At 65.0% G+C, this 12800-nt stretch carries 13 protein-coding genes; 7 read left to right on the top strand and 6 right to left on the bottom strand.

The genetic code is table 11. The features are described 5' to 3' along the window. The first annotated feature begins 223 nt into the window (after positions 1 to 223). The 6 genes from E1748_RS22885 to E1748_RS22860 all read left to right on the top strand — a co-directional run bounded on the left by E1748_RS22885 (position 224) and on the right by E1748_RS22860 (position 7062). Positions 224 to 1855, top strand: coding sequence for an ABC transporter substrate-binding protein (locus tag E1748_RS22885; protein WP_133649570.1), 1632 nt, complete (start codon positions 224 to 226; stop codon positions 1853 to 1855). A gap of 119 nt (positions 1856 to 1974) precedes the next feature. After that, positions 1975 to 2985, top strand: coding sequence for an ABC transporter permease subunit (locus E1748_RS22880; protein ID WP_133649569.1), 1011 nt, complete (start codon positions 1975 to 1977; stop codon positions 2983 to 2985). A 5-nt stretch (positions 2986 to 2990) separates the two neighbouring features. Then, complete coding sequence (locus tag E1748_RS22875) at positions 2991 to 3908, top strand: ABC transporter permease subunit (protein WP_133649568.1); 918 nt, start codon at positions 2991 to 2993, stop codon at positions 3906 to 3908. Between the two features lies 1 nt (position 3909). After that, positions 3910 to 4908, top strand: coding sequence for an ABC transporter ATP-binding protein (locus E1748_RS22870; RefSeq protein WP_133649567.1), 999 nt, complete (start codon positions 3910 to 3912; stop codon positions 4906 to 4908). Further along, complete coding sequence (locus E1748_RS22865; protein ID WP_133649566.1) at positions 4905 to 5924, top strand: peptide ABC transporter ATP-binding protein; 1020 nt, start codon at positions 4905 to 4907, stop codon at positions 5922 to 5924. The genes E1748_RS22870 and E1748_RS22865 overlap by 4 nt, the downstream gene beginning before the upstream one ends. Further along, positions 5917 to 7062 carry a TraB/GumN family protein gene (locus tag E1748_RS22860; protein ID WP_133649565.1) on the top strand — a complete coding sequence of 382 codons (1146 nt, stop codon included), beginning with the start codon at positions 5917 to 5919 and terminating at the stop codon, positions 7060 to 7062. The genes E1748_RS22865 and E1748_RS22860 overlap by 8 nt, the downstream gene beginning before the upstream one ends. Positions 7063 to 7109: 47 nt before the next feature. On the opposite strand, the gene E1748_RS22855 is transcribed toward E1748_RS22860, so the two are convergent. The 5 genes from E1748_RS22855 to pxpB all read right to left on the bottom strand — a co-directional run bounded on the left by E1748_RS22855 (position 7110) and on the right by pxpB (position 11456). Further along, positions 7110 to 8066, bottom strand: a complete 957-nt coding sequence (locus tag E1748_RS22855; RefSeq protein WP_133649564.1) for a DUF979 domain-containing protein — start codon at positions 8064 to 8066, stop codon at positions 7110 to 7112. Beyond that, positions 8063 to 8815: a DUF969 domain-containing protein gene (locus tag E1748_RS22850; protein ID WP_133649563.1), complete on the bottom strand. Its 753-nt coding sequence runs from the start codon at positions 8813 to 8815 to the stop codon at positions 8063 to 8065. The genes E1748_RS22855 and E1748_RS22850 overlap by 4 nt, the downstream gene beginning before the upstream one ends. A 173-nt stretch (positions 8816 to 8988) precedes the next feature. Further along, on the bottom strand, positions 8989 to 9738 hold the full coding sequence (gene pxpA, locus E1748_RS22845) for a 5-oxoprolinase subunit PxpA (protein ID WP_133649562.1): 750 nt from the start codon (positions 9736 to 9738) through the stop codon (positions 8989 to 8991). Positions 9739 to 9747: 9 nt separating this feature from the next. After that, entirely contained in the window at positions 9748 to 10806 is a 1059-nt protein-coding gene (locus tag E1748_RS22840) for a 5-oxoprolinase subunit C family protein (RefSeq protein WP_133649561.1), read from the bottom strand. Next, positions 10803 to 11456 (bottom strand): 5-oxoprolinase subunit PxpB, encoded by a 654-nt coding sequence (gene pxpB, locus E1748_RS22835; RefSeq protein ID WP_133649560.1) that lies wholly within the window; start codon positions 11454 to 11456, stop codon positions 10803 to 10805. Before pxpB ends, E1748_RS22840 begins: the two co-directional genes overlap by 4 nt. 190 nt (positions 11457 to 11646) lie before the next feature. Between pxpB and E1748_RS22830 the strand changes: the two genes are divergently transcribed. Continuing rightward, entirely contained in the window at positions 11647 to 12159 is a 513-nt protein-coding gene (locus E1748_RS22830; protein WP_133649559.1) for a winged helix DNA-binding protein, read from the top strand. Between the two features lie 24 nt (positions 12160 to 12183). On the opposite strand, the gene E1748_RS22825 is transcribed toward E1748_RS22830, so the two are convergent. Continuing rightward, the gene (locus tag E1748_RS22825; protein ID WP_133650491.1) at positions 12184 to 12795 is read right to left on the bottom strand and encodes a 5-formyltetrahydrofolate cyclo-ligase; all 612 of its coding nucleotides are present in this window, start codon (positions 12793 to 12795) and stop codon (positions 12184 to 12186) included. Between the last annotated feature and the right edge of the window lie 5 nt (positions 12796 to 12800).

Raw genomic sequence — 12800 nt, 5'->3', positions numbered from 1 at the left:
CGCGTTGTCATCCGTTGTTCACGCACGCAGGGCGAGCATGTTTCCGCGCACGATTCCCGGCAGGCGGGTAACCTTCCCGCGAAGAGCGGCAATCGTCCGCTCAGATGCGCGAAACCGGCTTCCCGGCGGGTGGATCCATGAATTTCGTCCGCTTGTAGGGGCCAGCAAAGCTCAGTAATATCGCGCTACGCTGGCCAAGGCCGGCACGAAACCTGGAGGAAACATGAAGCAAAACAACCTGTTGCGCACGGCGCGGCTCACGACGCTCGCCTTTGCCGCAGCGGCATCGATGGCGGGGACCCAACTGGCGAACGCCGCCGATATCCCGAACAAGACGCTCGTCTACTGCTCGGAAGGCAGCCCAGCGGGTTTCGATCCTGCCCAATACACGACGGGCGTCGATTTCACCGCGAATACGTTCACCGTCTATAACCGCCTCGTCGAATTCGAGCGCGGCGGCACCAAGGTCGAGCCCGGCCTCGCCGAATCGTGGGACATCTCGCCGGACGGCAAGACCTACACGTTCCATCTGCGCCACGGCGTCAAATTCCAGACTACGTCGTTCTTCAAGCCGACGCGCGAATTCAACGCGGACGACGTCGTGTTCACGTTCGAGCGCATGCTCGATCCGAACCAGCCGTTCCGCAAGGCCTACCCGGTGTCGTTCCCGTACTTCACGGACATGGGTCTCGACAAGCTGATCGAGAAAGTCGAGAAGGTCGATCCGTACACCGTGCGCTTTACGCTGAAGGAAGTGAACGCGCCGTTCATCCAGAACATCGCGATGGAATACGCGTCGATCCTGTCCGCTGAATACGCCGATTCGTTGCTGAAGGCAGGCAAGGCCGCCGACATCAACCAGAAGCCGGTCGGCACGGGTCCGTTCATTTTCCGCAGCTACACGAAGGACGCGACGATCCGCTTCGACGGCAATCCGGATTACTGGAAGCCGAATGCGGTGAAGATCTCGAAGCTGATCTTCTCGATCACGCCGGATCCGGGCGTGCGCGTGCAGAAACTGAAACGCGACGAATGCCAGGTGATGACCTATCCGCGTCCGGCCGACATCGCGCCGCTGAAGGCCGAAGCCAACATCGACATGCCGTCGCAGCCAGGCTTCAACCTCGGCTACCTCGCGTACAACGTGACGCACAAGCCGCTCGACAATGTCCAGGTGCGTCAGGCGCTCGACATGGCGATCAACAAGAAAGCGATCGTCGATTCCGTGTACCAGGGCGCAGGCCAGGCCGCGACGAATCCGATGCCGCCGACGCAATGGTCATACGACAAGAGCCTGAAGAGCGCCGCCTATAACCCGGACGCGGCCAAGGCCCTGCTCGCGAAGGCCGGCTTCCCGAACGGTTTCGACATCACGCTGTGGGCGATGCCCGTACAGCGCGCGTACAACCCGAACGGCAAGCTGATGGGCGAGATGATCCAGGCCGACTGGGCGAAGATCGGCGTGAAGGCGAAGATCGTCACGTATGAGTGGGGCGAGTACATCAAGCGCGCGCACGCAGGCGAAGACGACTCGATGCTGATCGGCTGGACCGGCGACAACGGCGATCCGGACAACTGGCTCGGCACGCTGCTCGGCTGCGACGCGGTGAACGGCAACAACTTCTCGAAGTGGTGCTACAAGCCGTTCGACGATCTAGTGAAGAAGGGCCGCGAGACGACGGATCTGGGTCAGCGCACGAAGTTCTACGTGCAGGCGCAGCAGATCTTCGCGCAGCAACTGCCGTTCTCGGCGATCGCTCACTCGACGGTGTATCAGCCGGTCAGCAAGAAGGTAGTCGATATGCGGATCGAACCGCTCGGCTACGCACGCTTTGACGGAGTGAGCGTGAAGTAAGGTTTGCGCATTACGCTTTTCGCACGGTTAGAAAACTGGTCGAAATGGTCCGGCGACCGGGGTCACGAGCCCTCGTCGCCGGTTGCGTTTTTCTTTCATCAAGACCATAGGGACGAACCATGTTCCGATTTGTTTTGCGTCGCATCGGAATGGTGATACCGACCTTCATCGGCATCACGATCCTCGCGTTCGCACTGATTCACCTGATCCCCGGCGATCCCATCGAAGTGATGATGGGCGAACGCGGGGTCGATCCTGCGTTGCACGCCGAAGCGTTGCACCGCCTCGGGCTCGACGAGCCCCTGCCGATGCAGTATCTGCACTACGTCAGCCACGCGCTGCACGGCAACCTCGGCACATCGATCATCACGAACACCAGCGTGATGGACGAATTCCTCGCCCGCTTCCCCGCCACCATCGAACTGTCCATCTGCGCGCTGCTGTTCGCGCTGATCATCGGACTGCCGGCCGGCGTGTTCGCCGCGCTGCGACGCGGCACCATCGTCGATCACGGCGCGATGGGCGCCGCGCTCACCGGTTACTCGATGCCGATCTTCTGGTGGGGCTTGATCCTCATCATGGTCTTCTCGTCGAACCTCGGCTGGACGCCGGTGTCCGGACGCATCGCGGTCGAGTACGACATTCCGCACACCACCGGCTTCATGCTGATCGATGCGCTGCTTGCGCCCGATGAAGGCTCGTTCAAGTCGGCGTTGAGTCACCTGATCCTGCCGTCGATCGTGCTCGGCACGATTCCGCTCGCGGTCATCGCGCGGATGACGCGCTCGTCGATGCTCGAAGTGCTGCGCGAAGACTACATCCGCACCGCGCGCGCGAAGGGGCTGTCGCCCGCGCGCGTGATCGTCGTGCATGCGCTGCGCAATGCGCTGATTCCGGTCGTGACGGTGATCGGTCTGCAGGTCGGCACGCTGCTCGCCGGCGCGGTGCTGACGGAAACGTTGTTCTCGTGGCCGGGCATCGGCAAGTGGCTGATCGATGCGATCGGCCGGCGCGATTATCCGGTCGTGCAAGGCGGCATCCTGATGATCGCGACGCTGGTTATCGTCGTGAACCTCCTCGTCGATTTGCTGTACGGCGTGCTGAATCCACGCATTCGCCATACGAGGTAAAAGAGATGGCTGACCTACAAAATACAGTCCCCCGAGCAGTCACTCCCCCCAGCGGTCGCTCGCTTGCCGCGCGCGAATTCTGGGCCAACTTCTCGCGTAACCGTGGTGCGGTCGGTGCGGGCGTTATCGTGCTGCTGCTGATCTTCGTCGCGATCTTCGCGCCGCTGATCGCGCCGCACAGCCCGATCGAGCAGTACCGCGATTCCGTGAAGATTCCGCCGGCGTGGCTCGACGGCGGCAACTGGAAGTTCATCCTCGGTACCGACGAAGCCGGTCGCGACATCCTCTCGCGTCTGATGTACGGCGCGCGTCTGTCGTTCTGGATCGGCTTCGTGTCCGTCGTGCTCGCGCTGATCCCGGGCATCGTGCTCGGGCTCGTCGCCGCGTTCTTCCAGAAGTGGGCCGATACGCCGGTCATGCGCATCATGGACGTGCTGCTCGCGCTGCCGTCGCTGCTGCTCGCGGTCGCGGTGGTCGCGATCATTGGCCCGGGCCTGACGAACACGATGTTCGCGATCGCGATCGTCGCGTTGCCCGGCTACGTGCGGCTCACGCGTGCGTCCGCGCTCGGCGAGTTGCAGAAGGAGTACGTGACCGCGTCGCGCGTCGCCGGTGCCGGCACGCTGCGGCTGATGTTCTCGCAGGTGCTGCCGAACTGCACCGCGCCGCTGATCGTGCAGGCCACCCTTGGTTTCTCGTCGGCGATTCTCGATGCGGCCGCGCTCGGCTTCCTCGGCCTCGGCGTGCAACCGCCGTCGGCGGAGTGGGGCGCGATGCTCGCGTCCGCACGCGACTACATCGACAGCGCGTGGTGGATCGTCACGCTGCCCGGGTTGTCCATCGTGATTTCGGTGCTCGCGATCAACGTGTTCGGAGATGGTCTGCGCGACGCGCTCGATCCCAAACTGAAACGGATGGCCTGACATGGACAAATTACTGACCATCCGCAACCTGGCGGTCGACTTCAACGGCCTGCCCGCCGTCGACCGCATCAATCTCGACGTAGCGCCAGGCGAAGTCGTCGGCGTCGTCGGCGAATCGGGTTCGGGCAAGAGCGTCACGATGATGGCGCTGATGGGCCTGATCGACGCGCCCGGCAAGGTGAGCGCCGACGAAGTCACGTTCGACGGCAAGGATCTGCTGCACTCGACACCCAGGCAGCGCCGGAAGATCATCGGCAAGGACATTGCGATGGTGTTCCAGGACGCACTGACGAGCCTGAACCCGAGCTACACCGTCGGCTTCCAGATCAAGGAAGTGCTGAAGCTGCACGAAGGGCTGCGCGGCGCGGCGCTCGAAAAGCGCACGATCGAGCTGCTCGATCAGGTCGGCATTCCCGACGCGAAGAACCGCATCGGCGCGTTTCCGCATCAGCTGTCGGGCGGGATGAACCAGCGCGTGATGATCGCGATGGCCGTCGCGTGCAATCCGAAGCTGCTGATCGCCGACGAGCCGACCACCGCGCTCGACGTGACGATCCAGGCGCAGATCATGGAACTGCTCGTGAAGCTGCAGAAGGAACGCGGCATGGCGCTCGTGCTGATCTCGCACGATCTGGCCGTCGTGTCCGAGGTCGCGCAGCGCGTCGCGGTGATGTACGCGGGCGAGGTCATCGAGACCAACCGCGTGCCGGACATCTTCGCGGCGCCTCATCATCCGTACACTGAAGCGCTGCTCGCGGCGATTCCCGAGCACAATGTCGGAGCGGTGCGGCTCGCCGCGCTGCCGGGCATGGTGCCGGGTCGCGACGACCGGCCGCGCGGCTGCATGTTCGCGCCGCGCTGCAAGTACGTCGTCGACGATTGCATGAAGGCGCGGCCCGCGCTCGCGCCGTTGCCGCAGCACGACGATGCCGCGCAGGTTCGCTGCATCAAGCCGCTCAATCTTGCGGCCGATGCCCATCAAACAGGAGGCGCACGATGAATGCAGTACCCGAAGTGCGCCACGATGCGCGTCAAGGCGGCGACCGCGTGCTCGTCGCCGATCAGCTCGCGAAGCACTACGACGTGCGGCGCGGGATGTTCGGCCACGGCACGGTGAAGGCGTTGAACGGCGTGTCCTTTTCGCTCGAACGCGGCAAGACGCTCGCGGTGGTCGGCGAATCGGGCTGCGGCAAATCGACGCTCGCCCGTCAGCTGACGATGATCGAACCGCCCACGTCGGGCCGTCTGCTGGTGGACGGCGAAGACGTCGCGGGCGCCGACCACGCGAAGATCGCCGCGCTGCGGCGGCGCGTGCAGATGGTGTTCCAGAATCCGTTCGCGTCGCTGAATCCGCGCAAGACCGTCGAGCAGACGCTTGGTGAACCGCTCGCGATCAACACGCCGGCCAGTTCGGCGGAACGCGGCGAACGTATCGCGCAGATGATGCGCACGGTCGGCCTGCGGCCGGAGCACGCGAAGCGCTATCCGCATATGTTCTCCGGCGGCCAGCGGCAACGCGTCGCGATCGCGCGCGCGATGATCCTCGATCCGCAGATCGTCGTCGCCGACGAACCCGTCTCCGCACTCGACGTGTCGATCCAGGCGCAGATTCTCAATCTGTTCATGGATCTGCAGGAGCAGTTCAAGACGAGCTACGTGTTCATCTCGCACAACCTGTCGGTGGTCGAGCACATCGCCGACGATGTGATGGTGATGTACTTCGGCGGCGTCGTGGAGCTGGGCGACAAGCCGCGGATTTTCTCGAAGCCGCGGCATCCGTACACGCGTGCACTGATGTCGGCGACGCCGTCGATCTTCGAGGCGGACCGCAGCATCAAGATCAAGCTGCAGGGCGAAATGCCATCGCCGCTGAACCCACCGTCGGGCTGCACGTTCCATCAGCGCTGCCCGTACGTGATCGACCGCTGCCGCAGCGAAGAACCGAAGCTGCGCGAAGTGGACGGTCGCCAGGTGGCGTGTCATCGGGCCGAGGAGGTAGGGGAGGCGGATGCCTGAAGCGTCGGCGGCGCGTCGTCCTGCGCGCCGCCTGCGTGAGGGCGGCCGCCGCGCCGCTTTCACGCGGCGCTGTGCGGTGTTCGCGATCGGTCTCTGCTGTGGGGTGCTCGCACTCGCGACGTGGCCTTCCGCGTCGCCGCTCGCCTTCGTTGCCGTCGCCTATGCGGCCGGCGCGTCGGCGAATACGCCGGCGCAGGCCGGTCGTCCCGCATTGCCTGTTCCGCCACCGCCGCGAGCCACGCTGCCCGGCTTCAATCCGCCGCCGCCCTCGCGTACGACCACAAGCGGTCCGGTGCGCACGCAGCCCGCGCGGATGCCGTTCTACGTCGCGACGCGCGGCTCGACGACGATCTATCTGCTCGGCACGCTGCACGTCGGCGACCCGGCCGACTATCCGCCGAATCAACCGTTCCGTCCGCCGATTCTCGGCGCGCTCGCCGCATCGCCGACGCTCGCGCTCGAACTCTCACCCGACGATCTGCTCGTGTCGCAGGACGACGTGTCGCGTTACGGCATCTGTTCGCGACCGTGTCTGCCGAAGCTGTTGCCCGAGCCGCTGTGGCACAAGCTCGAGACGCGCCTGCGCGGCAACCCCGCCGCACTCGACGAAATCAAGAAGATGCGGCCGTGGCTCGCATCGCTGCTGGTCGAAACCTACGATTCGTTGAGCGCCGGTCTGCAGACCGAATACGGCACCGAGGCGCAGCTGCAGAACGTCTATCTGCGCACGAAGGGGAAGATCGTCGGGCTGGAGACATTGAGCGAGCAGATGCGCGCGTTCACCGGCCTGTCGCTGCCGCAGCAGCGCGAAATGCTCGCGCAGGATCTCGTGCAGACGCCCGCGCAAAATGTCGCCGACGTCGAGACGCTGCTGCGTCTGTGGCGTGTCGGCGATGCGGATGCGATTGCCGCGTGGCAGGCGGCGAAAGTGGAAACGCTCGCGCGCGATCCGCGTGTGTCCGCGTCGGTGAACAACAAGATCCTGTTCGATCGAAACCGTCGCTTCGTGTCGCGGATGCTGCTGATCGCCGCGCCGAACAAGCCGGTGTTCGTTGCGATCGGCGCGCTGCATCTGGGTGGTCCGCGCGGCGTGCTGCAGCTGTTGAGGCAGCACGGCTTTACGGTCGATCCTTATTGAACTCGCCGCCCGTTGTCGCGGGCGGCGATGCGGCGTTCAGAGGAACATCACAGGAACATCAGGAAGTTCAGCAGGAAGATGTTCACGACGAGCAGCGCGAGTGCGGTCGGCACCTGCACCTTGATCACCGCGTTCTTGTCCGGCAGTTCGAGCAGCGCGGCCGGCACCATGTTGAAGTTCGCGGCCATCGGGGTCATCAGCGTGCCGCAGTAGCCGGAAAACATCCCGATCGAGACCATCACCGCCGGATTGCCGTGGAACACGTTGACGAGAATCGGCACGCCGACGCCGCCCGTCATCACCGGGAACGCGGCAAAGCCGTTGCCCATCACCATCGTGAACAGCGCCATCCCGATGCAGTACACCGCGACCGCGACGAGCCGGTAGTCGAGGCTGATGTACGCGGTCGTCACGTGCGCGACCGCCTTGCCGACGCCCGCGTCCGAGAACACGAGGCCGAGCATGCCAAGCATCTGCGGCAGCACGGCGGCCCACGACAGCGCATCGACGAGCCGGCGCGCTTCCTTCATCGACTGACCGACGGTGTCGCGCGTCATCGCGCACGCGACCGCCAGTGCGATCACGCAGCCGATGCCGAAGCCGATCAGCGTGACGTTCTTCTTCTCGACCAGCGGCACGCCGCCGAATACGAGGTAACTCGCGCCGAGCGTGACGATGACGGTGACGAGCGGGATCGTCAGTGCGGGGATGAAGAGCTTGTTGCCGAGCCGCTTCGCGCTGGCGACGCGTGCTTCGGTGGAAAGCAGCTTCGGCTTCGCCGCCGTGACGCCGCCGAAGCCTGCGATCAGCGCCATCGCGATCACCAGTACGCCGACCACGTCGACCGGCAGCCAGTCGCCGATCAGGAACACCAGTGCGTAGAGGATCCAGAAACCGCCGGCGCTAAAGCGACGCGGATGGTCGCGGTCGGTGACGATCATGCCGCCGACCACCAGCAGCACGATGCCGACGAGCCAGAACAGATAGTTGAGCGTGATCGTCATGCTTCGTCTCCAGCGGCCGGTTGCGTGGTTTGAGCGGTCGATGCATTCGACGCAGCGGCGCTACCGCGCAGTTCGCGTTCGAGCCTGCGGTCGAGCAGCATCAGACGGAAGCCGTGGATCAGGAACGCGCAGATCGCGGTCGGGATGCCCCACACCGCAACGTGCATCGGTTCGACGACGATGCCGAGTTCTTTCAGGAACGTGACCATCAGCACGATCGCGCCGAACGCGACGAAGATGTCCTCGCCGAAGAACAGCCCGACGTTGTCGGTCGCGGCAGCGAATGCGCGCAGCTTGTAGCGCACCGCGTCGCTCAGTTTGCCGAAGCGCGTTTCGGCGGCACCCTCGGCCATCGGCGCGATCAGCGGACGCACCATCTGCGGGTGACCGCCGAGACCCGTCAGGCCAACTGCTGCCGTCAGCTCGCGCACGAGCAGATAAACGATCAGCAGACGGCCGGCCGTGGCCGCCTTGATGCCCGCGATCCATATCTGTGCGCGCTCGCGCAGCCCGTGCCGCTCGAGCAGCCCGATGACCGCGAGCGGCAGCAGGATGATCAGCGGGATGTTGCGCGTCTTGATGAAGCCGCTACCGATCGCGGCGAGGATCTTGTCCGGCGGGAAGTGCGCGGCAAGCGCGGTGATGATCGACGCGGCTGCGACGATCAGCATCGGATTGAAGCGCAGTAAAAACCCGACGATGATGACGGCCACGCCGATGAGCGGCCATAAATTGACTGTTGTCTGCATTCTGTTGATCTCCAAACAGGGTTTTGACCGGCTGCCTCACGGGACGGCCGGTTCGTGCATTGCTCGGCTCTTGGTGGCCGTGTATCGACTGCTTTCTCTCGGGACTGCGGTGGTGCGGACTGCTTGCCCGGCGTGAGCCGGGTTTGGGGTGGTGCTGTTTTACTTCTGTGAGCTCACTGCGGCGCCGACGCCGGATGCACATCGATACCCGCTTCGTCGAGCGCCGCACGGATGCGCCGCGCGAACGCGAGCGCATGCGGCCCGTCGCCGTGCAGGCAGATGGTCTGCGCGTTTAACTCGACCCAGTGACCGTCGACAGCCTGCACGCGATGCTCACGAATCATCGCGAGCGTGCGTACGAGCACGGCATCTTCGTCGTCGAGCAGTGCGCCGCGCTCCTTGCGCGGCACGAGCGACCCGTCCGCGCGATAACCGCGGTCGGCGAACACTTCTTCGATCGCCGTCAGGCCGGCGCCGCGCGCAGCCGCAACGAGCCCACTGTTCGCCAGTGCAAACACCGCCACCGACGGATCGAAGTCATGTACCGCCGACACGATCGCGTCGGCGATCTTCGGATCGCGTGCGGCCTGGTTGTACAGCGCGCCGTGCGGCTTCACGTGCGCAATGCGGCCGCCTTCGGCCTGCGCGATCGCGGACAGCGCGCCCAGCTGATACAGCACGCCCGCGTAGATCTCGCTGGCCGGCAGATCCATTTCCTTGCGGCCGAAATTCTCCGGATCGTTGAAGCTCGGATGCGCGCCGATCGACACGCCTTTCTCGACCGCCCATTTGACGCAGTCGCGCATCGCGTTCGCGCCGCCCGCGTGCCAGCCGCACGCGATGTTGGCCGAGCTGACGAGGTCGAGCAGCGCTTCGTCGAAGCCGCAGCCTTCGCCGAGGTCGGCGTTGAGATCGATTTCCATGATGTTCCTCTACGAGTCTTGCAGTGCTGCGGGCGCCGGCTGGCGCGCGCCGCGTTTTTCTTCATGCATCGCGATCGCCGTGTCGATCTGCTGCAGATACGTGCGTTCGTCGCGCAGCGCGCGGCGGGCTTCGTCGGGCGTCGTCGCGACGAAGCGCAGGCCGCCGTTCAGCCGCACCTGTGCGAGCTTCCACAAATCCGCGCGGATCACCGCGCCGATCTTCGGATAGCCGCCGGTGGTGTGCGCGTCGCTCATCAGCACGATCGGCTGGCCGTTCGGCGGCACCTGGATCGTGCCGGGCAGCACCCCGTGCGACAGCAGTTCTGTCTTGCGAGTGCGTGCGAGTTCCGTGCCGGACAGCCGGTAGCCCATGCGATTGCTGTTCGGCGTGACGACCCATTCGTCGGACCAGAACGCCTGCTGCGCGTCCTCGGTGAAGCTGTCGTACTCGGGGCCGGGCAACACGCGGATCGGTTCGGCCCATGCGAGCCCGGCCGGATGCCGGCCTCTGCGCAGCGGCTCGGGCGCGAGCGAAAACTTGCACCACTCCGGCGCCTTCACGCCGAATTCGGGCGCGTCCGGGCCGAGCCCATGACGCGACGAAATCGCACCGAGCGGCAGACGGTCGCCGTCGCGCAGCGCACGGCCACCCAGGCCGCCGAAGGCCGCCGCGAGATCGGTGCTGCGCGAGCCGAGCATCGGCAGCACGTCGATGCCGCCCGCGATGCACACGTAGCCGCGCATGCCGCGCTTCGCCGCATGCAAGGTCAACTCCTGGCCCGCGCGCACCGGCAGGCTCCACCATGAATGGACCGGCTGGCCGTCGAGCGTCGCACCGAACTCGGTGCCGGTGATCGCGACGCGGGTCGCGCGCGCGAAGCGCAGCACGACCGGGCCAAAGGTGATTTCGAGACCGGCCGCGTCGGGCCGGTTGCCGACGAGACGGTTGCCGACTTCGAGCGCGAGGCGGTCGAGCGCGCCGCCCATCGCAATGCCGAGATGGCGATAGCCCTCGCGACCGAGGTCCTGAACCGTGGTGAGGACACCCGCGCGGATCACGTCAATCATGCGTGGATCCCCGCGATCGAGAAGCGCACGCGGTCGCCCGGTTGTAGCAGTGTGGGCGGCGTGCGGGACGGGTCGAAGAGCGGTACGTCGGTGTGCCCGATCAGTTGCCAGCCGCCCGGCGACACCGCCGGATAAAGCCCCGTCTGCGCGCCGCCGATACCGACCGAGCCGGCCGGCACTTCGAGCCGCGGCTCAGAGCGGCGCGGCGTGTGCAATGCGTCCTCGAGGCCGCCCATATACGCGAAGCCAGGCTGGAAGCCGAGGAAGAACACGACGTAGTTGCCGCCGGCATGACGGCGCACGACTTCTTCGGCGGACAGACCCGTATGGCGCGCGACGACGTCAAGGTCGGGGCCGAACTTGCCGCCGTACTGCACCGGAATCTCGACTTCGCGCGACGTGGCGGGTGTATCGCCGGCCTTGTCCCATGCTTCCCGCAGGCTGGCGGCGAGCGCGTCGGCGTCGGCTGCGAGCGGGTCGAAGACGATCGTCAGATTGTTCATGCCCGGCACCACCTCGACGACGTGCGGCCACGCGCGCGCGGCCTGCGCAGCCGCCCACACGCGGCGCTGGCAGTCGAGCGTCGCGGGCGGGGGCGCCTCGCAAACCAGCGCGGTATCGCCGAGCGGAAAAATACGGGGTGAACTCATGAGGGTTCCGGGTTGGGGCGGAAAACCGTCAGCGGACCGGGTGCAGGTCGCGACAGATATCCACGATGAATAGCATACATTTTCAATAATTTATCAACAAATTATCAATAAGCGTTTATGCCAGGCCCATGCGGATCGATGCCGTCGTACACTCCGGACACCCCCTTATTGCGAACCGGGAACGTCCGCCATGTCGCGTCATCCGACCAAAATCGTCTCTTCGGAACATCTCGTTTCCGAAACGAGCGCCGAGCTTTCCGAGTTCGAATACGGCCTCATCATGGTCGGCAACGCGTTCAACCGATGGATGGTCCGCTGCATATCGGCGGCCGGAGAGAAGGACATGACCGCGATCGAGGTCTCGCTGCTGCACCACGTGAGCCATCGCGAACGCCGCAAGAAGCTTGCCGATATCTGCTTCGTGCTGAACATCGAAGACACCCATGTCGCCACCTACGCGCTGAAGAAGCTCGTAGCTAGAGGGTATGTAAAAAGCGAAAAGAGCGGCAAGGAAGTGTTTTTCTCGGCGACCCAGGCGGGACGCGATCTGTGCGCGCGTTATCGCGAGGTGCGCGAGAGCTGTCTGATCGCGACGCTGAAGGAAAGCGGGCTGACGAACCAGCAGATCGGCGAGGCCGCGCAGTTGATGCGCAACGCCTCGGGGCTGTACGACACGGCGGCGCGCGCGGCGGCGTCGCTGTGATCTTCGGCTCCGCTCGGGGCTTGCCTATGACTGCGCTTGAGGATAGATCGCCGAGTCTGTAACGATCGCGTCGAGCGGAATGTCGTGTGCTTCGCGCGTGAGCGCATCGGTGCGGCACGCTTCGTACGCGATGCCGACGGTGACCGGCCGTTGCGCGCCTGGCCATGCGGCGAGCGTGCGGTCGTAGTAGCCGCCGCCGTAGCCGAGCCGATAACCGTCCGCATCGAAACCGACGCACGGCACGAGCAACAGATCCGGAATCACGATGCGCGCCGACGTCGGTTCGGGGATCCGATGCTCGCCGTCGCGCATCGGCATGTCGGGGGTCCATGCGTGGAATTCGAGCGGTGCGCCACGCTGCACGATGACCGGCAGACTCGCGATGCGTGCAGAGTCCGCCGCGAGCCACGAAGCGATCGCATCGCGCGCATCGAACTCGCCCGAAAGCGGCCAGTAAAATCCGACTGAGACCGGCGCGCGATCGTTCAGCAGATCATGCACGCGACGCTTCAACGCATCGTTCAAAACCGGCTCGCGAGCCGCTTCGACACGTGTTTCCAGCAGTGCACGCCGCAGCTCGCTTTTCGATTTTGCGATGGGGTTGCGTGCTATGCTTGGTTTCACTTCGCGCTCCAGAAACA

Origin of the sequence: Paraburkholderia flava, assembly GCF_004359985.1 — a bacterium.
Taxonomy (GTDB): Bacteria; Pseudomonadota; Gammaproteobacteria; order Burkholderiales; family Burkholderiaceae; genus Paraburkholderia; species Paraburkholderia flava.
The sequence above is the reverse complement of the archived record's forward strand: the minus strand, read 5'-3'. Positions and strand labels throughout refer to the sequence as shown.

What these genes read in the sequence shown, in the direction of transcription:
- E1748_RS22885 (WP_133649570.1), top strand. Translation starts at nt 224, where the DNA reads ATGAAGCAAAACAACCTGTTGCGCACGGCGCGGCTCACGACGCTCGCC.
- E1748_RS22880 (WP_133649569.1), top strand. Translation starts at nt 1,975, where the DNA reads ATGTTCCGATTTGTTTTGCGTCGCATCGGAATGGTGATACCGACCTTC.
- E1748_RS22875 (WP_133649568.1), top strand. Translation starts at nt 2,991, where the DNA reads ATGGCTGACCTACAAAATACAGTCCCCCGAGCAGTCACTCCCCCCAGC.
- E1748_RS22870 (WP_133649567.1), top strand. Translation starts at nt 3,910, where the DNA reads ATGGACAAATTACTGACCATCCGCAACCTGGCGGTCGACTTCAACGGC.
- E1748_RS22865 (WP_133649566.1), top strand. Translation starts at nt 4,905, where the DNA reads ATGAATGCAGTACCCGAAGTGCGCCACGATGCGCGTCAAGGCGGCGAC.
- E1748_RS22860 (WP_133649565.1), top strand. Translation starts at nt 5,917, where the DNA reads ATGCCTGAAGCGTCGGCGGCGCGTCGTCCTGCGCGCCGCCTGCGTGAG.
- E1748_RS22855 (WP_133649564.1), bottom strand. Translation starts at nt 8,066, where the DNA reads ATGACGATCACGCTCAACTATCTGTTCTGGCTCGTCGGCATCGTGCTG.
- E1748_RS22850 (WP_133649563.1), bottom strand. Translation starts at nt 8,815, where the DNA reads ATGCAGACAACAGTCAATTTATGGCCGCTCATCGGCGTGGCCGTCATC.
- pxpA (WP_133649562.1), bottom strand. Translation starts at nt 9,738, where the DNA reads ATGGAAATCGATCTCAACGCCGACCTCGGCGAAGGCTGCGGCTTCGAC.
- E1748_RS22840 (WP_133649561.1), bottom strand. Translation starts at nt 10,806, where the DNA reads ATGATTGACGTGATCCGCGCGGGTGTCCTCACCACGGTTCAGGACCTC.
- pxpB (WP_133649560.1), bottom strand. Translation starts at nt 11,456, where the DNA reads ATGAGTTCACCCCGTATTTTTCCGCTCGGCGATACCGCGCTGGTTTGC.
- E1748_RS22830 (WP_133649559.1), top strand. Translation starts at nt 11,647, where the DNA reads ATGTCGCGTCATCCGACCAAAATCGTCTCTTCGGAACATCTCGTTTCC.